Annotated in this window: 20 protein-coding genes; 13 read left to right on the top strand and 7 right to left on the bottom strand. The window is 47.3% G+C overall.

Translation table 11 applies throughout. The features are described 5' to 3' along the window. Positions 1-2 precede the first annotated feature (2 nt). The gene (locus ASG33_RS05875; RefSeq protein ID WP_056281309.1) at positions 3-371 is read right to left on the bottom strand and encodes a hypothetical protein; all 369 of its coding nucleotides are present in this window, start codon (positions 369-371) and stop codon (positions 3-5) included. A gap of 11 nt (positions 372-382) precedes the next feature. Continuing rightward, entirely contained in the window at positions 383-931 is a 549-nt protein-coding gene (locus ASG33_RS05880) for an RNA polymerase sigma factor (RefSeq protein WP_031525807.1), read from the bottom strand. Positions 932-1,390: 459 nt separating this feature from the next. On the opposite strand from ASG33_RS05880, the gene ASG33_RS05885 reads away from it, so the two are divergent. Continuing rightward, a complete protein-coding gene (locus ASG33_RS05885) occupies positions 1,391-1,756 on the top strand; it encodes a hypothetical protein (RefSeq protein ID WP_056281310.1) in 366 nt (121 codons plus the stop codon). A 71-nt stretch (positions 1,757-1,827) separates the two neighbouring features. Here ASG33_RS05885 and ASG33_RS05890 read toward each other — a convergent pair whose 3' ends face one another. Then, the gene (locus ASG33_RS05890) at positions 1,828-2,865 is read right to left on the bottom strand and encodes a Gfo/Idh/MocA family oxidoreductase (RefSeq protein ID WP_056281312.1); all 1,038 of its coding nucleotides are present in this window, start codon (positions 2,863-2,865) and stop codon (positions 1,828-1,830) included. A 57-nt stretch (positions 2,866-2,922) separates the two neighbouring features. Further along, on the bottom strand, positions 2,923-3,876 hold the full coding sequence (locus ASG33_RS05895) for a sugar phosphate isomerase/epimerase (protein WP_056281314.1): 954 nt from the start codon (positions 3,874-3,876) through the stop codon (positions 2,923-2,925). Positions 3,877-3,997: 121 nt separating this feature from the next. Here ASG33_RS05895 and ASG33_RS05900 point away from each other — a divergent pair, with 121 nt between their 5' ends. From ASG33_RS05900 to ASG33_RS05935, 8 genes are all read left to right on the top strand, one after another. Further along, a complete protein-coding gene (locus ASG33_RS05900) occupies positions 3,998-5,284 on the top strand; it encodes a Gfo/Idh/MocA family protein (protein WP_056281317.1) in 1,287 nt (428 codons plus the stop codon). A gap of 117 nt (positions 5,285-5,401) precedes the next feature. Beyond that, on the top strand, positions 5,402-5,833 hold the full coding sequence (gene tsaE / locus ASG33_RS05905) for a tRNA (adenosine(37)-N6)-threonylcarbamoyltransferase complex ATPase subunit type 1 TsaE (RefSeq protein WP_056281318.1): 432 nt from the start codon (positions 5,402-5,404) through the stop codon (positions 5,831-5,833). A gap of 40 nt (positions 5,834-5,873) precedes the next feature. After that, positions 5,874-7,100 carry an alanine dehydrogenase gene (locus tag ASG33_RS05910; RefSeq protein ID WP_082489087.1) on the top strand — a complete coding sequence of 409 codons (1,227 nt, stop codon included), beginning with the start codon at positions 5,874-5,876 and terminating at the stop codon, positions 7,098-7,100. Between the two features lie 137 nt (positions 7,101-7,237). Next, positions 7,238-7,642 carry a hypothetical protein gene (locus tag ASG33_RS05915; RefSeq protein WP_056281320.1) on the top strand — a complete coding sequence of 135 codons (405 nt, stop codon included), beginning with the start codon at positions 7,238-7,240 and terminating at the stop codon, positions 7,640-7,642. Between the two features lie 140 nt (positions 7,643-7,782). Further along, positions 7,783-8,220, top strand: coding sequence for a hypothetical protein (locus ASG33_RS05920; protein WP_056281322.1), 438 nt, complete (start codon positions 7,783-7,785; stop codon positions 8,218-8,220). 152 nt (positions 8,221-8,372) lie between these two features. Further along, positions 8,373-9,287, top strand: a complete 915-nt coding sequence (locus ASG33_RS05925) for an ABC transporter ATP-binding protein (RefSeq protein ID WP_056281324.1) — start codon at positions 8,373-8,375, stop codon at positions 9,285-9,287. 29 nt (positions 9,288-9,316) lie between these two features. Further along, on the top strand, positions 9,317-10,642 hold the full coding sequence (locus ASG33_RS05930; protein WP_056281326.1) for an ABC transporter permease: 1,326 nt from the start codon (positions 9,317-9,319) through the stop codon (positions 10,640-10,642). Between the two features lie 143 nt (positions 10,643-10,785). Continuing rightward, a complete protein-coding gene (locus ASG33_RS05935) occupies positions 10,786-13,761 on the top strand; it encodes a DUF2723 domain-containing protein (RefSeq protein ID WP_056281328.1) in 2,976 nt (991 codons plus the stop codon). A gap of 145 nt (positions 13,762-13,906) precedes the next feature. On the opposite strand, the gene ASG33_RS05940 is transcribed toward ASG33_RS05935, so the two are convergent. The 3 genes from ASG33_RS05940 to ASG33_RS05950 all read right to left on the bottom strand — a co-directional run bounded on the left by ASG33_RS05940 (position 13,907) and on the right by ASG33_RS05950 (position 17,043). Beyond that, entirely contained in the window at positions 13,907-15,076 is a 1,170-nt protein-coding gene (locus ASG33_RS05940) for an endonuclease/exonuclease/phosphatase family protein (RefSeq protein ID WP_056281330.1), read from the bottom strand. A gap of 140 nt (positions 15,077-15,216) precedes the next feature. Then, positions 15,217-16,383 carry a molecular chaperone DnaJ gene (gene dnaJ / locus ASG33_RS05945; protein ID WP_056281332.1) on the bottom strand — a complete coding sequence of 389 codons (1,167 nt, stop codon included), beginning with the start codon at positions 16,381-16,383 and terminating at the stop codon, positions 15,217-15,219. 33 nt (positions 16,384-16,416) lie between these two features. Continuing rightward, on the bottom strand, positions 16,417-17,043 hold the full coding sequence (locus tag ASG33_RS05950) for a nucleotide exchange factor GrpE (protein WP_056281333.1): 627 nt from the start codon (positions 17,041-17,043) through the stop codon (positions 16,417-16,419). Between the two features lie 111 nt (positions 17,044-17,154). Here ASG33_RS05950 and queG point away from each other — a divergent pair, with 111 nt between their 5' ends. From queG to ASG33_RS05970, 4 genes are all read left to right on the top strand, one after another. Next, positions 17,155-18,102, top strand: coding sequence for a tRNA epoxyqueuosine(34) reductase QueG (gene queG / locus ASG33_RS05955; RefSeq protein ID WP_056281335.1), 948 nt, complete (start codon positions 17,155-17,157; stop codon positions 18,100-18,102). An 80-nt stretch (positions 18,103-18,182) separates the two neighbouring features. Beyond that, positions 18,183-18,596 (top strand): DUF1761 domain-containing protein, encoded by a 414-nt coding sequence (locus tag ASG33_RS05960; protein WP_056281337.1) that lies wholly within the window; start codon positions 18,183-18,185, stop codon positions 18,594-18,596. Positions 18,597-18,979: 383 nt separating this feature from the next. Beyond that, on the top strand, positions 18,980-22,054 hold the full coding sequence (locus ASG33_RS05965; RefSeq protein WP_082489147.1) for a SusC/RagA family TonB-linked outer membrane protein: 3,075 nt from the start codon (positions 18,980-18,982) through the stop codon (positions 22,052-22,054). Positions 22,055-22,079: 25 nt separating this feature from the next. After that, complete coding sequence (locus tag ASG33_RS05970; protein ID WP_056281341.1) at positions 22,080-23,651, top strand: SusD/RagB family nutrient-binding outer membrane lipoprotein; 1,572 nt, start codon at positions 22,080-22,082, stop codon at positions 23,649-23,651. The last annotated feature ends 78 nt before the right edge of the window (positions 23,652-23,729 follow it).

The following is a 23,729-nucleotide window of genomic DNA, read 5'->3' on the forward strand; positions in this document are numbered from 1 at the left end:
TGCTACATATTTTCTGGCGGCTTCCTGCATCGGTTTCGCATTTCCTGCCTGAACCTGATCCTTTCTTCGGGTGTCATTTCCTTCCATTTGTTGCGCCACTCGCCAAAGCGCGAAGGGCCATTCTCGCGATTCCACCTGCCCCAGCGCGGAGGCCCGCCGCCTCCCGGTCTGCCGAAATTCCCGAACAATATCCGGCACAATACCAATAGCGCTACCGCCTGCCAATAGTTGATCTCGTTAACGTCCAGGAGCAAAGGCAGTGTTGCATTCCACAGGAATTTCACTGCCGCGCCCAGCAGCAATGCGGCAAGCAGGGCAAAAACAGGGAATAAAAATGCAAGCCGCCTTCTCTTCATATTGCGCTTATTCATGGTTGACAAATTTAATAATTTACAAACTCCCGGTAAACCGTTTCAAGCCGTTCACGCAAGTGCCGGACTGCATATCTTTTTCGGGAAATCAAGGTTTTGATATTTTCTCCGGTGCGATCCGAGATCTCCTGGAAAGTCTGGTCTTCCATTTCGTTCCAGATAAAAACCTGTCGCTGGTTCTCGGGCAGCTCTTCCAATGCAATGGTGAGTTGCTCCCAGAAAACTTCTTTCAGGTAAGCTGTCTCCGGCGAGTTGTCATCGGCCAGCAGAATTTCCTTAAAATTAAACTCGCCGTCTTCGTCTTCATACCCGTAATCTTCCAGAAAATCGGGTTTTTGCTTTCGGTACTTGTCTATAATGCGGTTTCTGGCCACGCGGTACAGCCAGCTTCCGACCTGCTCAATTGCCTCCACTTCGGGTACGCTGCTCAGCTGGTACCACACATCCTGCAAAATATCTTCCGCGTCCTCATCGGAATTCACACGCTGACGAATGAATCCCATTAACTGCTTACTGTACGCAGCGACGGTCTGGATGATATTTGGTTTTTTCTGGGACAAGCGTTGGAATAAGGTCTTACCAATCAGGTAGACGGGAATGGCGGCAAATTACTTTAACCTTTTTTGCCACGAATGCACGAATGCACACGAAGTCAGCAAGAAAGCATTCGTGTCCATTTGGGCATTCGAGGCAATACAAAATTCATAACTCCTGCAAATTCAAAGAAAAGTACAACAAACCTACAATTGTACTTTTTACAGTTATCTGTCAAATTTCAAACGACTTGTTGTACTTTCATTGGAAACATATAACTATTCTAACATTAATAGATAACAGCAAAAAGAACTTTCTTCAACTTAAAATCAGGCTATTGACTTTTGATGCACGATCCAGCTACCTTTGAATTGTCAAAACGATTAAGAATCAGCAAAAAACTTAATTTTTGACTAGTGCAGTGATAGTAAAAGATTCAAAATATAAAAAGTACAATTATTAACGACTTTAAAACATTAAGTAAAATGAAAAAGACATTTTTAGCAATTGCAGTATTGGTGGGAGTATCAACTGCAAACTTTTCAGTAGCTGCGGACAAAGCAAAAGAAAACAGCGCTTCTATCGAGCTTGTTTCTAACAGCGAATTGAAATTCAAACTGACTTTGGAAAACGTAAAAGAAAGATCTTCTTTGTCTATCAAGAATTTCAGCGGTGAAACTGTTTACAGCACCTCACTTCCAAAATCAGAGAACTTCTCAAAAATATTTGACCTTTCAAACCTTGCTGACGGAAACTACAGTTTCGTTATCAGCAACGGAAACGAAGTATCTACAAAGCCTTTCTCTATCTCAACGGAGACAAAACGTCAGGTAACTGCGGTAGTAAAATAGTATAAATTTGTTGATCAAGTATAAAAATGGCAGCCCGGTTTGAGGCTGCCATTTCTTTTGTCAGGGTATTTCTAAAACTGTAATACCTTCTTGTCGCGGCTGCTTTGCGCGGCCAGGTCGATTACACGCGTAGTCCGCAGAATCTCTTCCGGCTTCACTGCCAGCTCTGCATTGTGTACGATCGCGTCATATACATTTTGGTAAAATGGCGCATAATTCCCGGGTTCACTTGTTATCACGCCGGTGAAATCGTTGCTGTATAATTTGCCCCAGCGATCTTCGGGTTCTACGCCCCAAGGCTGTGTTGTGGGCAGGATATCTTTTCTCAAAGTTTCCTCCTGAGGATCCAGTCCGCCTTTGATGAATGAACCTTTGGTGCCGTGCAAAACGTACCGCAGGTGGTTTTCATAGATCATAAGGCTCGATTTCACGATAACCAGCTTGTCTTTATAACCCAGGCGAATATCAAAATAGTCATCGATTTCGGAATGCGGCCGTACTGTGCGGATCTCGGCAGTAACAGTTTCCGGCTCGCCAAAGAGCACCAGTACCTGGTCGATCAAATGCGGCCCAAGGTTATAGAGGTTGCCGCCCACAGGTACGCTCTTCTCTTTCCAGGATTCTGTCGGTACCACTTCCCGGTAGCGGTCATAGTGGCTTTCAAATTCTATGATATCGCCCAGTTTCCCTTCCGCAAGGAGCTTTTTGACGGTCAGAAAATCAGAATCCCATCGCCGGTTCTGATAGGCGGTGAGTACCAGGCCTTTTTTCTCTGCCAGCTCAAAAAGTTGTCTGGCTTCATCTTCGGTAGCCGCAAACGGTTTTTCGATCACCACGTGCTTGCCATTTTCCAGCGCGTCCATTGCGTAAGGGAAATGGGTATCGTTGGGAGTGCAGATAAAAACCAGGTCTATGGACTCGTCGCTCAGCAGCTCGTCCACTGAGCGTGCATTGCCGATTTCGGGGTCAAAAGCCTGCGCTTCGTTCTTGCTTCTTTCAACAACGGTTTTGATTTTAAAACCGGGATTAGTACTCAGAAAAGGCGAATGGAAATAGCGTCCAGATAATCCGAAACCTATCAACCCGACATTCAGAATTTTTGAAGACATATCATTTAAATAGTTAGACTTAATGCAAATGTAACTTCACGCCGCCGAAATTGCGCTTTAAGCTTCTGCCCACAGCTGTTTGGCGCGGGCCAGATCTCTTTTCATCGCATCAAAAACCACCTTTTTATCTACGGTGATCTGGAATGCACCCTGATCGGCGCCGCCAAGCGGATATTCGAGGTGAAGGCAGATCGGCACATCCACTTTATGTTCTTTCAGCAGTTTGAAATAGGTTTTGAAATCTACCATACCTTCGCCCAGCGGCACATTCTTTGGTCCCCATTTCCCATTGGTCTTTTCCCACATGAAATCTTTAAGTACAATCGTCCTGATACTTGGGCGGATCAGATTGAAGCCGGTTTGCCAGGAAAGTCCGCCTTCAAGCGTCGCGTGACGGATATCATACTGTGCGCCCATTGTTTTAGGATTTGCCTTTTGCAGGATCTGCCAGATCTCGAACATGGAAGCGCCGACCATTCTTCCTGCATGGTTTTGGTAGCAGCCAGTGAGTCCCAGCTGTTCGTTCAGCTTGCTCAGTCCGGCCATTTTTCTCTGATATTCTTCCAGCAGCTGCGGGATTGTTTTCTGGTCGTTGTATTTATACCAATTCATCCGGTAATACTTGAAACCGAGCTTGGCCGCTGTTTCAAGCAGCTTTTTGTCCGTCGGATTAGTCGCATCCTCAACTGCTGTGCAGAAGAGCGAAGGCGAAAAGCCGGCTTTTTGCATTGCCTCAACAGCCAGTGGCAAATCTGTTTCCACCTTTTCCGGCAATACGTGGCCTTTTGGTCGTACTGTCAGGTCAATTCCGTCAAAGCCCATTTCTTTCGCAGCTTCAGACATATCCTGATAGTTCAGGAATTGGAGGTGTTTTGAGAAAATGTTAACTTTTATTGTATCTGCATTTGTATCAGGCTTTGCTGAAAATGCGTCCGTTGAAAGCAATGGGACAGCACTGCCTGCAAGAGCGCTTTTGATCAAAAAGTCACGGCGGGAAAGAGCTTCAATCATGGTCTTTAATGTTAGGGGAAGAATAGTCAGCGGCGTACCATTTACAAAGACGACGTTTTCAGTAGAATTACTGACTTCGCGCTTTATTTTACTTTCATTCAGGATATTTTAGTTAAAAAATATGAATGTATCACGTCTGAACCGCCGGGACTTTCTGAAAGCCGGAGCGGTAGTTTCCTCGTTCATGATTGTGCCCAGGCACGTTTTAGGAAAAGGTTTTACCGCGCCGAGCGACAAGATTGTATTTGGCTTTATTGGCTGCGGGCGACAAGCCGGCGGGCTTCGTAACAGGTTCATCGCATTGCCCGAAGTGCAGGTGACCGCTGCCTCCGATGTTTACCCGGTTAAGCTGGAAACCTTTGTGGCAGCTGCTAACAAATCCTATGCGGAAAAGACGGGGAAAGCCGATTATAATGCTACCAAAGCACATTCAGATTTTCGCGAAATCCTGTCCGACAAAGACATCGATGCAGTAGTAATTGCCTCGCCGGACCATTGGCACGCTTCCATGGCAGTGCTGGCCGCAAAAGCCGGAAAAGATATTTACTGCGAAAAGCCTTTGTCGCTCACAGTCAGGGAGGGTAGGGCTATGGTAGATGCAACCAGGAAACACAACCGCGTATTTCAGACCGGTAGTATGCAGCGGTCTGCGCCTGAATTTACAAAGGCGGTGCAGCTTGTACGCAGTGGCGCGATCGGGAAGGTTGAGAAAGTGTATGTGAATGTTGGCGGGCCGCCGAAAGTGTGGGACCTGCAAGCCGAAACACCGCCAGCAGGCCTGGACTGGAAGATGTGGATGGGGCCGAACACCGTGGACAGGCCTTATAACAATCAGCTCGCGCCCGCAATGGATGCCAAGTTCTGGCCAGCCTGGCGGAACTACGATGAATTCGGTGGAGGCGGAATGACGGACTGGGGCGCACATATGTTTGATATAGCGCAATGGGGCCTGAATATGGACAACAGCGGACCGGTAGAGCTCATTTATTCGGATCCGCAAAAAGGGCTTGTTTATAAATATGCAAATGGGACGGAAGTAATTCACCGGCCGATGGAAGGAAAGCAGCATTGCCACTTTGTAGGGACCGAGGGAGAAGTATTTGTTGCAAGAGGCGAGCTGAAAACCACGCCGGAGTCTTTGAAAGATAAGGCTTTTCAGGAAGGTGCGTCGGACGTATATGTCAGTACAAACCATTACCAGGATTTCATCAATGCGATCAGGTCGCGCAAGCCGCCCGTTTGTGACGTGGAAGTCGGTCACCGGACTGCGAGTGTCTGTAACATTGGCAACATTGCATACAGGCTGGGCCGTTCATTGAAATGGGACCCGAAGAAGGAGAACTTCGTAAAGGATAAGGAAGCAGACAAGTTGCTTGGAAGAGCAATGCAAGAGGAATGGCGGGTGTAAATATGGTATTTAAAAAAACGAACCGGAGGCAGATAGTACCTCCGGTTTTTTGCTTTTAAGGGAGGTCTTCGATGCACATTATATGCCCGGTTCTTTCAAAATGTTTATTTTTGTAAAATGAGCAATCAGCCAGTGACAATACGGTTCAGCAAATTGGAGGAGTTGGAGCAGGTATCCTCAGAACTGATGCAATTGGGAAGGGATACGCCGGTGTGGCTTTTCGAAGGTCACATGGGAGCAGGTAAAACGACATTGATCAAAGCAATTTGCAGGTATTTAGGCGTTCAGTCACACGTACAAAGTCCCACGTTCTCGCTTGTAAACGAGTACGCAGCAGGTCAGGATTCCATTTATCACTTTGATTTTTACCGGATTAAAGATGAAACGGAAGCATTGGATATGGGAATTGAAGAGTATTTCGATTCAGGCTCATTCTGCTTCGTTGAATGGCCGGGAATGATCGGGTCCCTCTGGCCGGAACATTACCTGCATATCGACCTTCGCGCAGACGAAAGTGGCACGAGAATATTACAAGTAAAGAGGATTTAAGAATAACACATACCGGATTTAGTTTCACTTTCTTCGTTCAATGGCGCAATCACAGATTACCGGCTTCGAAGAGCTGGCCAAGCAGTCGATATTATATCCCCAGGAGTCGTTAATGGCTGTTAGGAAAGATCAGAATGCATTGCATATAGGTCTGCCGAGGGAAGTTTCACTGCAGGAAAACAGGATTGCACTGACGCCCGACGCGGTAGGTATACTCGTGCGGAACGGTCATGAGGTTTGGGTTGAGAAAGACGCCGGAAAAGGAGCGAACCTTTCGGATCATGAGTATAGCGAAGCCGGTGCCAAAATCGTGCAAAGTCCGGAGGAAGTATATCAGGCCAAGGTAATCCTCAAAATCGAGCCGTTGGTTGATGGTGAATTCGGCTACGTGAAGCCTGGTACCACGCTGATTTCTGCACTCAACCTGCCTGCACTGGAAAAGCAGTATTTCGAGAAGCTGAATGAGCTGAAAATTACTGGCATCGGCTATGAGCTGATCGAGGACAAGGTGGGAGGTAAGCCGATTATCCGTGCCATGGGAGAAATTGCCGGCAGCACGGTACTTCTGATAGCGGCCGAGTATCTGTCTACACCAAATGGCGGCCGAGGCATTATCCTGGGAGGAATTACGGGCGTTCCGCCGACCAAGATCGTAATCCTGGGCGCAGGTACCGTCGCTGAATACGCCACGCGGGCAGCAATCAGTGTAGGCGCTGATGTGAAAGTTTTTGACAAGCACATTTACAGGTTGCAGAGACTGAAATATTCGATTGGTCAAAACCTTTATACATCCATTATTGACTCAGATATACTTGCAGAGGCGATTGGCCGGGCGGACGTGGTGATCGGCACCATGCGTGCTGAAAACGGATTGAGCCCGCTGGTTGTTACCAAAGATATGGTGTCGCAAATGAAGCCCGGTTCAGTGATCATCGATGTAAGTATTGATCAGGGCGGCTCCTTTGAAACGTCGCGGATGACAACACACAAGAATCCGATTTTCAAATATAACGACGTGATCCATTACTGCGTCCCGAACATTCCATCACGCGTAGCGCACACGGCCAGTACTGCATTGAGCAATGTATTTTTACCTTTTTTGTTGCAAACCGGTACAATAGGCGGCATTGAGGAAATGATTTATGCAAACCGGTGGTTTATGAAGGGAGTTTACTGTCACAAAGGAACACTCACCAACTCACACATCGCCCGAAGCTTCAACATGCGGTATAAAGATTTGACGTTGTTGCTGGCAGCGAGAATGTAGGAAGTGGCTATCGGCAGTCGGCTTCTTGCGAATTAAAATGCTGACAGTAGCTAGCTGAAAGCCGAAGTAATATTAAAATCCGCCGACGGCCGAAAGCCGAAAGCCGAGGTAATCTAAACGCCGAAGTATCTAAAAAAATGATCAACAACAGTAACGAAAATGCCTTGATGGACGATGCCAATTCTCCGGAATTGAATCAGAAGCTGATGGGGCATATATCAGAGGATTTTATAAAAGTGGCCGACCAGTTGAAGGAGGCTTCTTACCAGATCCGCAAACGTGGATTCTCGGATTTTCCCATTTTTGTGGTAACGAATAATGAGCTGCACATCGGCGCATTGCTCATTGATGCGCAGGAACTTTCAAACAATTTCAGCTACCGCGCATCTTATATGCAGGAGTTTGTAGATCGTAAACTGATCGGGGAAGAATCGGTACTGCTTTTTACCGAAAACTTTAAGAATGCGGACGAGTACTGCTGCCTGTTTGCATTGATCGGCGAATTCTCGGGTTTTGTTTTCGTACCCTACCCGGAGGATTAAGCAGGAGCCAGTAAATAGGTTTTTGACCAAGGAGCAGCCGCTGGCTAAACAATACCGGCACGTTAAAGATTGGGGCGTTAGGTTTGCAGGGAATCTGACTAGATTTATTTATCTCTTTTTAACCATAAAAATCGCCCCTCATGGAATCAAAACTACCTCTGGAAAAGGAACTTGAACCTATTTTTCTTGGCAAATTTCCGCCCTTCTCGGAAAGCGTAAAGGAATTTCTTGTTCAATACGGACCTTATTTTATCCTTATTCTCTCCATTCTCGCTGTATTTGGTCTCGTCACTGCTTTTGGTATCGGAAGTGCTGCATTAGGCCTCGGCGCTGTGCCGGCCGGAATCGGGTTCAATTTCTATTTGAGCATTGCACTGGGCGTTATCACGCTCATTATGTACCTCATGGCATTTAGTCCATTACGCGCCAGAAAACGTGCGGGCTGGAATTTACTTTACTATGCTGTGCTGATCGGTGTGGTGAGTAACCTTGTACAACTTTACCTGCTTGGCGCGATCATCGGCGCCGTACTTGGTTTCTGGATCTTATTCCAGATCAGAGAGAAATACGTGATCTGATACTTCGGACATATTCAAGTCGAAAAAGCGAGCGGTACTCCGCCCGCTTTTTTATTTTTACCGCTGGTCACCAAAATCCGGTTTATGCTTGTAACTTTAATATTACCCCTCTACTTTGCACTTTTTGGTGCCTAACCCCGGATTCTCAGCAAATGAATATCATAGAAGTCAGAAACGTTACCAAGGAATATGCCAATCACGTGGCACTTGACAATGTAAGTATCTCCATTCCACGCGGGAAAATCTTCGGTCTGCTTGGCCCCAATGGAGCAGGTAAAACTTCACTGATCCGCATCATCAACCAGATTACGGGACCGGATAAAGGCGAGATCCTTTTTGATGGGGAGTTGCTGGGCAATAAGCACATTTCCAGAATCGGTTACCTGCCTGAGGAAAGGGGTTTGTATAAGAAAATGAAAGTAGGCGACCAGCTGCTGTACCTCGCCCAGCTCAAAGGTTTGTCACAAAAAGAAGCTATGGACAAGCTGAAATCATGGTTTGTCAAATTTGATATAAAAACGTGGTGGGACAAAAGTGTGTCCGACCTCTCGAAGGGAATGCAGCAGAAAGTCCAGTTTGTGTCAACTGTTTTGCACGAGCCCGACCTGATTATTCTCGATGAGCCTTTCTCAGGCTTTGATCCCATTAATGCCAACCTGATCCGCGACGAAATTCTGGAACTCAAACAAAAAGGCTGCACGATCATTTTTTCTACACACAGAATGGAGACCGTTGAAGAGCTTTGCGATCACATCGCATTGATTCATAAATCAAAAAAAATACTTGACGGGCCGAAAAGGGAGATCAAAGAGCAGTTTAAAACCAATACCTACTTTGTGGAATACAAAGGTTCTCTGTCCGGTCTGGAGGGACTTTATGAGATTTCGGCGGACAAAGAAGTTGAAAATGATTATCGGCGGGCTACCATTCATCTTGGCGAAAATAAAAGCCCGAATGCATTGCTGACCAGTCTTTTACCCAATGTAGAGATCCGTTCTTTCGGAGAGAATATCCCAAGTATGAGCGATATTTTCATGCGGTCTGTCAACGAAATACCAGAGGCCTGATCTGCTTAACAACCTTAACTTTCTTCCCAATGCGCAATATTTTCCTTGTCATAAAAAGAGAATACCTCGTCCGTGTCAAAAAGAAATCTTTTCTGATCATGACATTGCTGGGCCCGCTGCTGTTTGTGGGCTTTTATGCAGCCGTGATCTGGGTCGCGATCGGTTCTGTTGACACCAAAACGATACAGGTACTTGACGAGAGTGGTTTGTTTCGCAACGAGTTCAAAGACTCGGAAGCATTGAAGTTCAGCTTTATAGAGGGTAACCTTGATTCAGCCAAAGTGAATTTCAGGAAAGCCGATGCCAATGCATTGGTTTACATTCCGGAGAATGTGATCAAATCCCCGAAGTCGGTCAGGATTTATGCTGCGAAAAATGTAAGCATGGATCTCAAATCCGAAATTGAAAAGGTAATTGAGAAGCAAATTGAAGATATCAAGCTCTCAGAGGCAGGTATCACACATAAAATACTGGAAGATTCACGCGTGAATGTGAGCTCGGAAACGATCAGCCTGAGTGAAGAAGGGGAGAAGACCAGCAGCTCAGGCGCCGCAACCGTCATCGGAGGTATCTGCGCTTTTCTGATCTACATGTCGGTCTTCATTTATGGCACACAGGTAATGCGCGGCATCACAGAGGAAAAAACGAGTCGCATTGTCGAAGTCATTATTTCCTCCGTTAAGCCATTTCAATTGATGTTGGGTAAAATCATCGGCGTAGCGCTCGTGGGCCTGACGCAATTTGTACTCTGGATCCTGCTCACTACCGCACTGACAAGCGCTACTTCGGCCATTTTGAGCAACCGGATACCAAAAGACGCTGTGGAAATGCAGCAGCAGATGGAGAAAGTGCAGAAGGGAATGCCAAACCAGAATATGCCCGGCAACAATGTGGAAAACCCCATGGCAGAAGTGCTGGGAGCAGTCAACAGTCTAAATATCCCGCTCATCCTGGGCTGCTTCTTATTTTACTATCTCGGCGGATACCTGCTTTACAGCGCACTTTTTGGCGCGGTGGGAGCGGCAGTTGATAACGATGCAGATACCCAGCAGTTTATGCTGCCTATTACTTTGCCCATCATTTTCTCATTTGTATTTGCCCAGTTTGTACTTCGCGATCCTGACGGAAGTCTCGCATTCTGGACCTCCATTATCCCATTTACCTCTCCAATCATCATGATGGTGCGGATCCCGTTCGGAGTGCCTGCCTGGGAGATCGCGTTATCGATGGTTTTGCTGGTTCTGGGCTTTATGGCAACCACCTGGCTGGCCGCGCGGATTTACCGTGTAGGTATTCTGATGTACGGGAAAAAGGTGACTTATAAAGAGCTGGCAAAATGGATTTTCTACAAGTAATTCTTAACACTTTTTAAGAGAGTAAGGGACTTTACCTTCTGGTTATTTTGCTATTTTTGGCCCATCGTTGATAAAACTGTTTTGGCAGCGTTACCATATTAGCACATTTTGCATATCATATTTTTTAATTTACCATCTCTCAGATGACCCGTTTCAACCGTTCCAACAACATTGCGGGTTGGATTGTATTCGCAATTGCATTCATCACCTACGCACTTACCGTTGAACGAACTGCCAGCTTTTGGGACTGCGGCGAGTTTATCGCCTGTGCGTTTAAATTACAGGTGCCTCACCCTCCGGGAGCACCATTTTTTCTTTTAATAGGCCGACTTTTCTCGCTGTTCGCATTCGGCGACCTTACCAGCGTTGCCTTTTGGGTGAACATGGTATCTGTTCTAAGCAGTGCGTTGACGATCCTGTTTTTGTTCTGGACAATTACCCTGCTTGCACGCAAGTTCATTTCCAAGTCTGAAAATGAAATGACGACAGGCGACCTGATCCTGGTATTGGGTGCAGCGGCTGTTGGCTCACTGGCTTATACCTGGTCCGACTCATTCTGGTTCTCAGCCGTTGAGGCGGAGGTGTACGGTATGTCTTCATTTTTTACAGCTATTGTGATCTGGGCTGTTTTCAAATGGGAGCGTGTGGAAGATCCGGCTGCCGAAAACCGCTGGCTTATACTGATCGCCTACCTGGTTGGTCTTTCCATTGGCGTCCATTTGCTTAACCTGGTCACTATCCCAGCGCTTGCCCTGGTTTATTATTTCAAAAAATACCCAAAAACAAGCCTTTTTGGTGGTATAATGGCCTTTGTAGGTGGTTTGGTGATATTAGGTATTATCAACTCTGGTATCATTCCGGGACTGCCGAGCGTTGCAGGTAAATTCGAGATTTTCTTTGTTAACTCACTGGGCTTACCTTATAAATCCGGTGTTATATTCTTCATTATCATCTTCCTGGGCAGTCTGATCTGGGGGATCCGGTATTCGCACCAAAAAGGAAATGTGCTGCTTAACACCGGCTTGCTTTCACTCGCCTTTGTATTGATTGGATACGCGAGTTACCTGATGGTACTGGTACGTGCCGAGTACAATCCACCGATCAATGAGAACAATCCCAACGACGTACTGAGCTTTGTTTCCTATCTGAAAAGGGAGCAATACGGAAGCCGCCCGCTGCTTTACGGACCATCATTTGTATCGCGTCCGGTAAGTCAGAAACGGGGCGCGCCCATGTACCGCAAGCAGAATGGCAAGTACGCCATTTATGACTATCGTCCTGAGTATGAATATGAGCCAGGTAGCAGTATGCTGCTGCCGCGTATGTACAGCACCCAGCCAGGTCACCCGCAACTATACCAGCAGCTGACCGGCCTTGCCGAGGGGCAAAAGCCGACCATGGGACATAACCTGTCATTTATGTTCTCTTACCAGATCGGTCACATGTACTGGCGCTACTTCTTGTGGAATTTCGTTGGGCGTGAAAGTGACGAGGAAGGGGCCGGGAATTTGCTGCCATGGGATATCAGCAAGAAATATCCTGAGCCGATCGAGAACAATAAAGCGCACGATAACTTCTTCATGCTGCCATTCCTGCTCGGTTTGTTTGGTATTGTGATGATGTATTTCCGGCAAAAAAGAGACTTGCTCGTATTAGGATTATTGTTCATTCTAACGGGCGTCGCGCTGGTGGTTTACCTCAATTCCCCGCCGACCGAACCGCGTGAGCGTGACTATATTTACGTGGGTTCTTTCTATATATTCTGTATCTGGATCGGCTTTGGCGTACTCGCAATTGCAGATGCGATCAGTAAATTTATCGGTAATCCTTCAACCAGAGCGATTGCCGCCACGGGTGTTGCAATGGTAGTTCCTGTTATTATGGTGGCCAAAGGTTGGGATAATCACAACCGCAGCCACAGGTACCATTCAGTTGATTTTGCCAAAAACCTGCTTAATTCCTGCGCCCCGAATGCGATCCTGTTTACAGGCGGCGATAACGATACATTCCCATTGTGGTATGTGCAGGAAGTGGAAGGATTCCGTACTGATGTTCGTGTTTGTAACCTCAGCTTGCTCGGTACTGACTGGTATATCGATCAGATGAAACGCAAAACTTATCTTTCAGAAGCGCTTCCTATTTCTTTGGACAAGAGCAATTATGCTTTTGGTAAAAACGATATCGTTCCCTTCTACGAAATACCAAGCGTGAAAAACGGTATCAACCTGAAAGAATACCTTGGATTGGTTAAGCAGGAAAACAAGGCGATTCAGGTGCCGCTGACAAGTGGAGATATGACGTCAATCCTGCCTTCGTCGGTATTGTTCCTGCCTGTAAATGCAGAGGCAGTGAAGAAAATGAATATCATCAAATCTGACCTGGTACCATTCGTAAGCGATTCTATCAGCTGGACAATTGGTAAAGGAGATTTGTACAAGTCTGACCTGATCATGCTGGATATCATCGCAACAAACGACTGGAAAAGACCGATCTATTTCTCATCAACGCTGGGCGGATCAAGCTACCTTAACCTGAAAGAATATATGCAGCTGGAAGGTTATGCATACAGATTGCTTCCCGTGAAAGTGCCTGGTGCAAGCGACGGGTACGTGAATGCGGATGTGATGTACGACAACCTGATGAACAAAATGTTCTGGCGCGAGCTCGACAATCCGAATACCTATTACGACAACACGTACCTCGGCTCGCCGGTGGCAACTGCAAGAATCGCATTCCTGCGGTTAGCAGGACAACTGCTCGCCGATGGTCGCAAAGCCGATGCCAAGAAAGCAATCGATAAATCATTGGCGACAATGCCGGATAAGAGCATCCCGTACGATCAGTTCTCGGCCAATTTCATTGGTCCGTTGTTCGATCTGGGAGAAACCAGCCGTGCATTGAAAATAGCGGACACAATGGTCACCCGCGCCGACGAAGTACTTACGTGGGCCAAAGACAACGGAACCACCCGCCGCCGCGACAGCAACGTTTATTTATACATTCTGCAAATCATCGTTCAGGAATGCCGCGAAGCCAAGCAGGAAGCCGCCGCCAAAAAGTACGAGCAAGTCTTCCAAAAGCACCTGGCCGCATTTAATATGTACGGAGGAGGGCAGTAGTCGCTCAACATCCCGCACGTGTCTTCGGCTCCGCTCAGACTGACAAGCTTCTTACGTTGTCACACTGAGCGCAGCCGAAGTGTTGTCACCCTGAGCGGACCGGGCCGCCGGGCGGTCGAAGGGCAAACCAGCAAAAGTCGAAGGGCTAATCCAGCTTCATTTTCACCCATACCAACCGGTGATCGGAGCTGGATTCTCTTTTTTCGACCAGTTCGGCCATGGGTTCTCCTTTTGCCGGCCAGAAAACACCGCTGTCTAGAATCTTAAAACCATCTTTGGATGGAAGTACGTAATCTGCGCGCATTCGCCAGAATGCGGTGTGATTTTTGGCAAATGCATTACCGGCGCTGTGTTCCGCACCGCCTTTACTGGCCGGAGGCAGCTCGTTGTTGATCTTCGGATGATTGAGCAATGAGCGTATTCCTTCTCCGATTGCATTGCCTTCGTCCGGCGACGCGTTTTGATCTCCCAGGATCACAAACGAAGCATTTGCTCCCAGTCCTCCCTTTTTGCCTTTATCATCATAGATATATGCTCCGTCACTGATGTAATCCTTCCAGAAACGGATTTCATCGTGGTTGCGCTTTCCGTTGCGGTCTTCGGGGCCGTCGAAAGAAGGCGGGGTGGGATGGCTGGCAAGTACGTGAATGGTTTTTTCTCCAACCTTCACAGGAATATCCCAGTGTGACTTGGAAGAAAGCGGAAACTGCGCCCAGGCTTCTGCCGAGTACCAGTCGCTTCCGTCTGGTTTCGTCGTTTTCAATGCGCCGGGCATATCTTTCCATTTAAAATGCTGGAAAGTTCTTACCTGCGCCTCGTCAATGGGGTACCGCGATAGCAGCGCCATTCCGTATTGGCCCGGATAGTTACCGAAACCCCAGGCATCGGCTCCGTATTGCTCCGATTTTCCATTCCCGTCAAGGTCAAACGGACTGGGCTGTCCCGTGTTTACTGTTGAATAATAGTAGTAAGGATAATCGATCCCTTTTGCGCCATCTGCATCGGTTTTCAGATAGTTATTGATGAATGCGCCTACGCTGGTGGTTCCGTCTTTCACATAATCAAACTCATTAAGCAGAATAATGTCAGGCCGCACGGTTTTGATGATCCTCGCGATATTTCTGATCTGCTGGTTGCTGCCTGAGGCCAGTTCTTTCACCAGGATCTGCTCCGAAAGTCCTTTCGTGCCGCGGGGGAAGTAATTCTCCGCTTCCATACTTACGTTGTAAGTTGCTACGGTAAGTTCGTTTGCTGACTGCGCCTGCAGCTGAAAAGCGGCGGATGTGATCAATAGAGATAAGAGTGTTTTTTTCATAATAATGAATGCTGAACAACAAAAGTATCCGCAACCAGGGTAATAAATGTTACCGCAGTTTGAATTTTTAAAAGCAGGGTGTCAGTAACAAAAAGAGCCGCCTCCCGGAAGAAGCGGCTCGTATCGTTCAGATATTTATATCAATGAAAGAAGTCTTTCATTTTGTCAAAAAATCCCTTCTCGTTCTTGCCCGGCTTCGGCTGGAAGTTAGGCGAGTGGCGCAGAGATTCCAATGTTTCACGTTCGTCAGACGATAGTTGCTGTGGTGTCCATACATTGATATGAACCAGCTGGTCGCCTTTTCCATACCCATTCAGGTCTTTGATACCTTTGCCTTTCAACCGAAGGATTTTACCCGCCTGTGTGCCTGACTCTACATTGATCCTGGCTTTGCCGTCAATGGTCGGAATTTCTACCGAGGTACCTAGTGCAGCGTCGATGAAGCTCAGGTGCATATCGAATACGACGTTATTACCATCGCGTTTCAGCATTGCATCTTCTTCTTCCTCGATCACGATCAGCAGGTCGCCCGCCATTCCGCCGCGCGCTGGTACATTACCTTTGCCCGACATGGAAAGCTGCATTCCTTCTGCTACACCGCCCGGTATGTTCAGTGTGATCAGGTCATCCTGCAACAGTCTTCCTTCTCCTGCGCAGGAATCACAGCGCTCGCTGATGATCTTGCCGTCGCCATTACAAGTCGGACAGGTGCTGGTAGAAACCATTTGTCCAAGCATGGTACTTACTACCTTGCGTACCTGACCGGTTCCGTTACAGCCGTTGCAATTGGTGAGCGAAGTGCCGTTTTTGGCACCGTTACCACCGCAGGTATTGCAGGTTACGTGGCGTTTTACCTTTATTTTCTTTTCAACACCGTTTGCAACTTCTTCCAGGTTCAGTTTGAGCTTAATGCGCAGGTCCGAACCTTTACGTACACGGCGACCACCGCCTCCGCCCGCACGACCAAAAATGTCACCAAACGGACTGCTATCTCCGAATATATCCCCGAACTGAGAGAAAATATCGTCCATTGTAAACCCGCCGCCGCCGTAACCGCCAGCTCCGCCGCCACTCGCACCACCTACGCCCGCGTGACCGAATTGGTCATACCTTGCACGCTTGTTTTCGTCGCTCAGGATGCTGTAAGCTTCTGCTGCTTCCTTGAACTTGTCCTCCGCAGTCGGGTCGTCAGGGTTCTTGTCGGGGTGAAACTTGATCGCAAGCTTGCGATAAGCCTTCTTAATGTCATCCGCAGTAGCTTGCTTGTCTACGCCCAGTACCTCGTAATAGTCTCTTTTCTTTGCCATTATTTTGTGCTAATGTATCTTTTACGCGGCTAACTAAGCCCCAACTATCACTTTCGCGTAGCGTATGACCTTGTCATTTAAATAATATCCTTTTTCAATTTCATCGATCACCTTGCCTTTCAGATCATCGGAAGGCGCAGGGAATTGTGCGATGGATTCGTGGATCTCGGCATCGAAAACCTCTCCTTTTGAAGTCATCGGTTTCAAACCTTTTGATTCCAGTGCCTTAAACAGCTTGTTGTAAATCAAATCCACGCCTTCTTTCAAAGCCTCTACATCCGTAGAAGAATCAAAAGAAACTTTGGCACGTTCAAAATCGTCCACGATCGGGAGGATGAGCTTTACCATATCGGCACCGGCACCCGAAATCATTTCCAGTTTTTCCTTCGCCGTTCTTCTGCGGAAGTTCTCAAAATCTGCATACAGGCGCAGGTACTTATCTTTCAGCTCGGCGATCTCTGTTTTTGCAGCCGCCAGCGGGTCAATTTCCTGAGCAGGCGCTTCATTTTTTATTTCCTGTCCTGCATTGTCAAGCGGTACCGAATTGGAAATTTCATTGTTTTCACTATTTGCCGTGCTGTCAGTTTCCAATGGCACATTTTCCTCGTTCATTTCGTAATTTTTGTCTTGATCTATGTTGAAATCTGTGTTTTCAGGCATAATTCTTAATAATAACGTGACTTATACAATGCACCAATTGAAGTAAATTATTTTGCCAGAGCTAAAATACTGACAAGATGGCATTTTACAATCAATTTGTAAATTTGCAAGATGACCAGCGCAGATCTAGTAAGCCAGGAAAGGAGTGGGTTCGTGAAAATGAAGGCGAAAGAAATCGGCTTCGACTTCTGTGGTATCTCCAGAGCGGAGTTCCTGGAAGAGGAGGCGCCGCGGCTCGAAAGCTGGCTCAACAAAGGGCGGAATGGACAAATGGGTTACATGGCCAACCATTTCGATAAGCGCCTTGACCCGCGCAAGCTGGTCGACGGTGCGAAAAGTGTCATTTCTGTGCTCCTCAATTACTACCCTGAAAAGCAGCTTCCCCAGGGAGAAGACGACCTCAAAATCTCCAAATACGCCTACGGGACAGACTACCATTATGTATTAAAGGAAAAGCTGTCGCAGCTTATGCTGGCGATCAGTGAGGAAGTTGGCGAGGTAAATGGGCGCGTATTCACGGATTCTGCGCCGGTAATGGATAAAGCCTGGGCAGCTAAGAGCGGGCTGGGCTGGGTAGGGAAGCATTCCAACCTGCTTAACCGCGAGATGGGCAGCTTTTTCTTCATTGGTGAGATCATCTGTGATCTCGAACTGGCGCCCGATGGTCCCGTGCAGGATTACTGCGGTACCTGCACGCGCTGCATTGATGCTTGTCCGACAGACGCGATCACTGAACCTTTTGTCGTTGACGGAAGCAAATGCATCAGCTACTACACGATTGAGCTGAAAGAGGCGATCCCGCAGGATGTTGCTGGCAAGTTTGAGAACTGGATATTTGGTTGTGATATCTGTCAGGATGTATGCCCGTGGAACCGTTTTTCCCGGTCACATTCAACACCTGCATTCGATTTGCCGGAAACTTTGGCAGGCTTTAAAATGAGCGATTGGCAGGAAATAACAGAAGAAGTGTTTAAAGAAATTTTCAAACGGTCGCCTATAAAAAGGGCCAAATTTGAAGGTTTGAGGCGGAATATCGATTTTGTTATATCCTCTAAATAAAAAGCACAACTAATAGTTAATCCTTTTATATTTGGGCTCGGGAGTTCCTTTCGATGACTGAATAACACACTCAATTTAATATGAGAAAACAATCTGTCAATCTTTGGGCCGTGCTGGTGTGCGTAGTGATAGGGCAAATTATTCCTCCGATTTGGTACAGTGCCTTTTCTGAAAAATGGATCGCGTTGAATGGCTTTACCATGGAGCAGATCAAAGCCGCTACGAGTCCCGCTCCATATCTTGCAAGCATTGTTTCTTCCTCTTTTGTGGCCTACACAGTGGCCTGGGTCTTCACCAAAATTCCCGTTAAATCTGTTTGGAGCGGTTTCCTGACCGGCTTGCTTTTCGGGGTTGTCTTTATCCTGTTCGACACAATTGTTAAAGATCTTTTTTCCCTTAAACCTTTCCTTCTGGCGCTCATTGACGGCGGCGTAAGTGTGTTCGTTTATGCCATTACGGGAGCTGTTCTGGGTGGCTGGCGCAAGTACGATTAAGTGGTCCGCGTCGCGTCGCCTTGCATTCAATCTTACAATAATACTAGTTCATTAAGCCGCTTCACGCAGCCTCTTCGAGGCTTCTTTGTGCCGTTTTCCTCCAACTTTCATACAGCTTGCATTCGCTTTTACCCGTCGATTGCTCCGTGTCAATAATGCCGAATCTTAATTGGTGTTTCGAGCACGCAGCCAAATTTTCTCATTTTTGATAATTGTATCTGCGACAAATAAAATTCCAAAGAGTACTCTACGGGGCAGTTTTGGTACTTTCAATCATCATTATTACAGAATATTAGTATAGTGCAATTAAATTTTACCGAATAAATTGCTATTGTTTCGAAATGAGTATAAATTTCAAAAATTTTAAAAACCCAACGAAACCTATGACTAAACATTTACGGTTGATGCTACTGACGTTTGTTCATGTAGCATTTCTTTGTTGCACCGCATTCGCTCAGGACCGGCAAATAACCGGGAAAGTGAATGATGAGAATGGTGCAGGACTGCCCGGGGCCAATATTCTCATTAAAGGCTCGACCCGTGGTACCAATACAGATGCGGAAGGTAATTTCTCTATCTCGGTTGCCTCCGGTTCTACGCTGATCATTTCTTCGGTAGGCTACACTTCAAAGGAAGTATCAGTGAGCGGTTCCATGACCACCGTTACCGTGACTCTTGATCCGGATGTTCGGAACCTTGGAGAAGTAGTGGTAACTGCATTGGGTATCGAAAGAAGCGCCAAGTCACTTACCTACGCGACCCAGAAGATTGACGGAAAGCAGCTTACCGATGTTCGTGATGCCAACTTTGTAAATACGCTTTCAGGTAAAGTGGCCGGTATTGTGATTACCCAGGGCGCAAGCGGCCCGGGTTCTGCAACGCGCGTTACTTTGCGTGGAAACCGCTCTATTTCAGGTAACAACAATGCGCTGTTTGTTGTAGATGGTGTGCCCATTGACAATACGGTACAGGGACAGGTAGGCAGCGATTTTGGTGGTGTTAACGGAAGTGACGGAGCTTCAAACATCAACCCGGACGATATTGAGTCGATGAACGTGCTCAAAGGAGCAGCGGCATCTGCATTATATGGTAGCCGCGCCGCAAACGGGGTTATTATGATCACAACTAAAAAAGGAAAGGCCGGGGCGGTTTCTGCAAACATCAACTCCGGTGTAGTAATTGAAAATCCATTCGTTCTGCCCAAGCTTCAAAATACCTACGGACAAGGTAATGGGGGCATTTTTGCTGAGAAAGCAGGTCAGAGCTGGGGAGCAGCGGCTACTGCTTATCCGGATAATGTGAAGGATTTTTTCAGGACCGGCGTGTCGACGAACAACTCGATCGGTATCTCCGCAGGAACTGACAAGGTTCAGACTTATACCTCTTACACCCATAATAGCAACCAGGGTATCATCCCGAACAATGGACTGACGCGGCATACATTAAACCTGCGTATAGGCACACAGTTTAGCAAAAAGTTTTCAACTGATGCCAAAATCACGTATACCAACCAGACTATTGAAAACAAGCCGCGCGCAGGAGAAGAAAGCGGCGCGGTGATGAATGTGTATAAAGTGCCGCGCAGCGTTGATCTGAGCACTTACAAGAATTATGAGGATGAAAATGGAAATCCGACTTACTGGACTACTTCTTCCATTTACATGAATCCTTACTGGACAATCAACAAAACGCCGAATACGGAGAAAAGAAACCGGACCATCATTCTCGGATCTGCCAAATACCAGCTTACAGACTGGCTGAACGTACAGGGCAGGATCAGCTTTGACCGGTACGACGACCGCATTTCAAGAAGCTGGGCCAACAGAACATTGCTTTTTGCAGGCACAGGCGGATCTTACGAAGATTTTACAAACAATATCTCTGAAAAGAACCTTGACCTGATTGTTTCAGGAAACCATAATATTGGCAAGGATTTCGCATTGACTTACAACTTCGGTGCGGGACAAACTTACAAGCGTTTTTCACAGGTAGGTGGTTTTGCAAACGGGCTGAATGTACCCAACAAATTCGATCTCTCGTTTGCAACTACATTAACCCAGCGTGCTGATTTCAGTGAAAAGGAGCTGCATTACGTATTTGGTACCGCGTCTCTTTCTTACAAGGATTTCCTGACTGTAGATATGGCGGCGCGTAACGACTGGTCGTCTACCTTGCCGAAACCGTATTCGTACTTCTATCCGTCTTTCGGAGCAAACATTGTTCTTTCCGATGCAATGCAGCTGCCTGAGTGGATCAGCTTTGCAAAAATCAGGGGATCGTGGGCGCAAGTGGGTAACGATACTGATCCTTACCAGCTGGTTCAAACCTACACTTTCTCGCAAGGCGGCGGACCTGACAAGCTGGGCTTTATTTCCCGTGACGATACAAAACCTGCGGAAAACCTGAAACCGGAGATTTCTTCGTCAACAGAATTCGGGATCGACCTTCGCACATTTGATGGTCGCCTGGGACTGGATGTAACTTATTACAACTCCAACACGGTAAACCAGCTGCTCAAACTGGCACTTGCTCCTGCTTCGGGGTTTGCATTCCAGTTTATCAATGCTGGTAAAATCAATAACAAAGGGATCGAGATTTCTCTTTCAGCCAAGCCCGTAAGAACTGCAAACTTCAACTGGGATATGACCGTGAACTTTGCACGTAACAAAAACACAATCGTGAAGCTGAGTCCCGAAATCAAGGAAGCTACCCTGGCCGGCGGCTATGGACGTACAGCCAGCCCGGTCGTAAGGGAAGGTGGTTCTTATGGAGACCTGATCGCGCAGAAATGGGACCGTGACAGCACCACAGGCGCATTCATACTGACTGCCCCGGACAGTTTGGGTAAAGGCGGAGGCCGCCCTGTGGCAACGACCACTAACGAGATCATTGGTAACTTCAACCCGAAATTTACATTGGGTTTCAATAACCAGTTCAGCTACAAGAACTTTGTGTTCGGGTTTTTGATCGATGGTCGCTTCGGCGGTGTAATGACTTCGGGTACTGAGGCTAACCTTGCTTTTGACGGTAATGCGGAATATACAACCAACAATAGAGAAGGCGGCTGGGTACTTCCGGGTGTGACGCGCTCCGGCGAAGCCAATACTGCGGCTATCAATGCAGAGGATTTTTGGACAACAGTGTCAGGCGGTCGCTATTCGTGGGGTGAATTCTTTACCTATTCAACAACCAATGTTCGTTTGAGAGAGCTTTCATTCGGATACAACATCCCAACTGGTCCCAACTTCTTCATCAAGAATGCACGGATTTCGTTTGTAGCCCGTAACCTCTTCTTTATTTACCGCGGCAGCGCAACGCTGGATATTCCGGGAGTTGCCAAAAGAAAGCTGCCTTTTGATCCGGACGTGAATCTGGGCGCAGGAAACTTTCAGGGTGTGGAATATGGAAACCTGCCTTCTACAAGAACCGTAGGCTTGAATCTAAAACTGGGATTCTAATCACAAATCATTATTAGGCTACAAAATGAAAATACATATAAAATATAAAAAGATAGCGTGCATTGGCCTGATAGCTGCAACCGTCGGGATCGGGCAGGCTTGTACAGGGGATTTTGAAGAAATGAATACAAGCAAGACAAAGCTCACCACTTTGTCTGATAGCGAGCTTCCATTCCTCTTTTCCCGCGCGCAGCAGCAGGCATCATATTCCAGCGGAACCTACCAGATCGCGCAAAACCTCTTTGCTGATTTGTACGCGCAGTACTTTGCGACTTCCGCAACCTACTTTCCAACAGATCGCTACGCAATGCGGTTTGACTGGCTTACAGGTCACTGGAACCCTGTATACACGCAGGTGGTACCGCAGCTGAAAACCATTTTTGAGCAGACAGATCCGGGCTCGGCTGAATATGCTCTGGCGAATGTGATCTGGGTATTTGCCTTTCACAGGCTTACGGATTATTACGGACCTATTCCTTACTCCGCTGCCGGAACACCTGCATTGTCAATCAAATACGATTCGCAGGCGGATATTTACAAGGATTTCTTTGTGAGACTGGATGCGGCCACAACGGTGCTCAAAGGTAAAACGACCGCTGTTCCTTATGGAAAATTCGATTTGATCTATAAAGGTGATGTTAACAAATGGATCAAATTTGCGAATACTCTCAGGCTGCGGCTAGCATTGCGGATCTCGAAAGTGGATCCGGCAGAAGCTAAAAAGCAGGCTGAGGCGGCTTACGCCGGCGGTATCATGACCGACGTTGCTGACGACGCTTACATGGGTAAAACACAGACCGGAGACGATGCCAATGGATTGAGCCGCATTGCTGTATGGAACGAGTTCCGTATGAGTGCTTCCATGGAGTCGGTACTGAAAGGTTACGCCGATCCCAGGATTGGAATTTACTTTCAGCCAGCCAGCGGAACAGGTACCTATGAAGGTCTGCGCAACGGTCTCACACCGAAACAACTTGCTGCCGGGCCAAACGGGAACAACAATAATTCAAATGTTGGAACAAGATGGGCAACCGGCTCAGGCGCCGACTGGACTACTGTTTTTGATACTCCTCAAAACATCCTGCATTCTGCCGAGGCTTACTTCCTGCGCGCAGAAGGTGCATTGAATGGCTGGGCAATGGGCGGTACTGCGAAAGAGCTTTATGAAAAGGGTATCACTGCCTCTATGAAGCAATGGGGCGTTTCTGATGCAGCCGCAGCAGCTTACGTGAACAGCATGAGCAAGCCGGTTGCGCCAGGGGATGAGCAAAATTCGCCTGCACTTTCCAATATTCCTGTAAAATGGGACGATGCAGCTTCTATTGCTGTGAAACGCGAGCAGATCGGTACGCAAAAATGGCTTGCATTATATCCCGACGGTATGGAGGCCTGGGCAGAGGCGAGAAGAACGCGTTTCCCGAAACTTTACCCGGTGGTGAACTCGGATAATGAAGATCTGAAAAACGGCGCAATGATCCGTCGCATTCCTTTCCTGCGAACAGAAAGGGAGACAAACGGAGCAGCTGTGAAGGCAGCCGAAGCGTTATTGGGTGGTCCTGATAAAGCGAGCACTCCATTGTGGTGGGACAAGAACTAGCCTCAATGGTGCTCTGAATGAAGCAAAAGGCGGGCTATGTGCCTGCCTTTTTGCTATTTAAGTGAAACCTCCTCTTTT

It is taken from the genome of Dyadobacter sp. Leaf189 (assembly GCF_001424405.1).
In the GTDB taxonomy this organism is placed as follows: Bacteria; Bacteroidota; Bacteroidia; order Cytophagales; family Spirosomataceae; genus Dyadobacter.

Excerpts from the sequence above, each read along its gene's own strand:
- ASG33_RS05875 (WP_056281309.1), bottom strand. The coding sequence starts at position 371 with ATGAATAAGCGCAATATGAAGAGAAGGCGGCTTGCATTTTTATTCCCT.
- ASG33_RS05885 (WP_056281310.1), top strand. The coding sequence starts at position 1,391 with ATGAAAAAGACATTTTTAGCAATTGCAGTATTGGTGGGAGTATCAACT.
- ASG33_RS05890 (WP_056281312.1), bottom strand. The coding sequence starts at position 2,865 with ATGTCTTCAAAAATTCTGAATGTCGGGTTGATAGGTTTCGGATTATCT.
- ASG33_RS05895 (WP_056281314.1), bottom strand. The coding sequence starts at position 3,876 with ATGATTGAAGCTCTTTCCCGCCGTGACTTTTTGATCAAAAGCGCTCTT.
- ASG33_RS05900 (WP_056281317.1), top strand. The coding sequence starts at position 3,998 with ATGAATGTATCACGTCTGAACCGCCGGGACTTTCTGAAAGCCGGAGCG.
- tsaE (WP_056281318.1), top strand. The coding sequence starts at position 5,402 with ATGAGCAATCAGCCAGTGACAATACGGTTCAGCAAATTGGAGGAGTTG.
- ASG33_RS05910 (WP_082489087.1), top strand. The coding sequence starts at position 5,874 with ATGGCGCAATCACAGATTACCGGCTTCGAAGAGCTGGCCAAGCAGTCG.
- ASG33_RS05915 (WP_056281320.1), top strand. The coding sequence starts at position 7,238 with ATGATCAACAACAGTAACGAAAATGCCTTGATGGACGATGCCAATTCT.
- ASG33_RS05920 (WP_056281322.1), top strand. The coding sequence starts at position 7,783 with ATGGAATCAAAACTACCTCTGGAAAAGGAACTTGAACCTATTTTTCTT.
- ASG33_RS05925 (WP_056281324.1), top strand. The coding sequence starts at position 8,373 with ATGAATATCATAGAAGTCAGAAACGTTACCAAGGAATATGCCAATCAC.
- ASG33_RS05930 (WP_056281326.1), top strand. The coding sequence starts at position 9,317 with ATGCGCAATATTTTCCTTGTCATAAAAAGAGAATACCTCGTCCGTGTC.
- ASG33_RS05935 (WP_056281328.1), top strand. The coding sequence starts at position 10,786 with ATGACCCGTTTCAACCGTTCCAACAACATTGCGGGTTGGATTGTATTC.
- ASG33_RS05940 (WP_056281330.1), bottom strand. The coding sequence starts at position 15,076 with ATGAAAAAAACACTCTTATCTCTATTGATCACATCCGCCGCTTTTCAG.
- dnaJ (WP_056281332.1), bottom strand. The coding sequence starts at position 16,383 with ATGGCAAAGAAAAGAGACTATTACGAGGTACTGGGCGTAGACAAGCAA.
- ASG33_RS05950 (WP_056281333.1), bottom strand. The coding sequence starts at position 17,043 with ATGCCTGAAAACACAGATTTCAACATAGATCAAGACAAAAATTACGAA.
- queG (WP_056281335.1), top strand. The coding sequence starts at position 17,155 with ATGACCAGCGCAGATCTAGTAAGCCAGGAAAGGAGTGGGTTCGTGAAA.
- ASG33_RS05960 (WP_056281337.1), top strand. The coding sequence starts at position 18,183 with ATGAGAAAACAATCTGTCAATCTTTGGGCCGTGCTGGTGTGCGTAGTG.
- ASG33_RS05965 (WP_082489147.1), top strand. The coding sequence starts at position 18,980 with ATGACTAAACATTTACGGTTGATGCTACTGACGTTTGTTCATGTAGCA.
- ASG33_RS05970 (WP_056281341.1), top strand. The coding sequence starts at position 22,080 with ATGAAAATACATATAAAATATAAAAAGATAGCGTGCATTGGCCTGATA.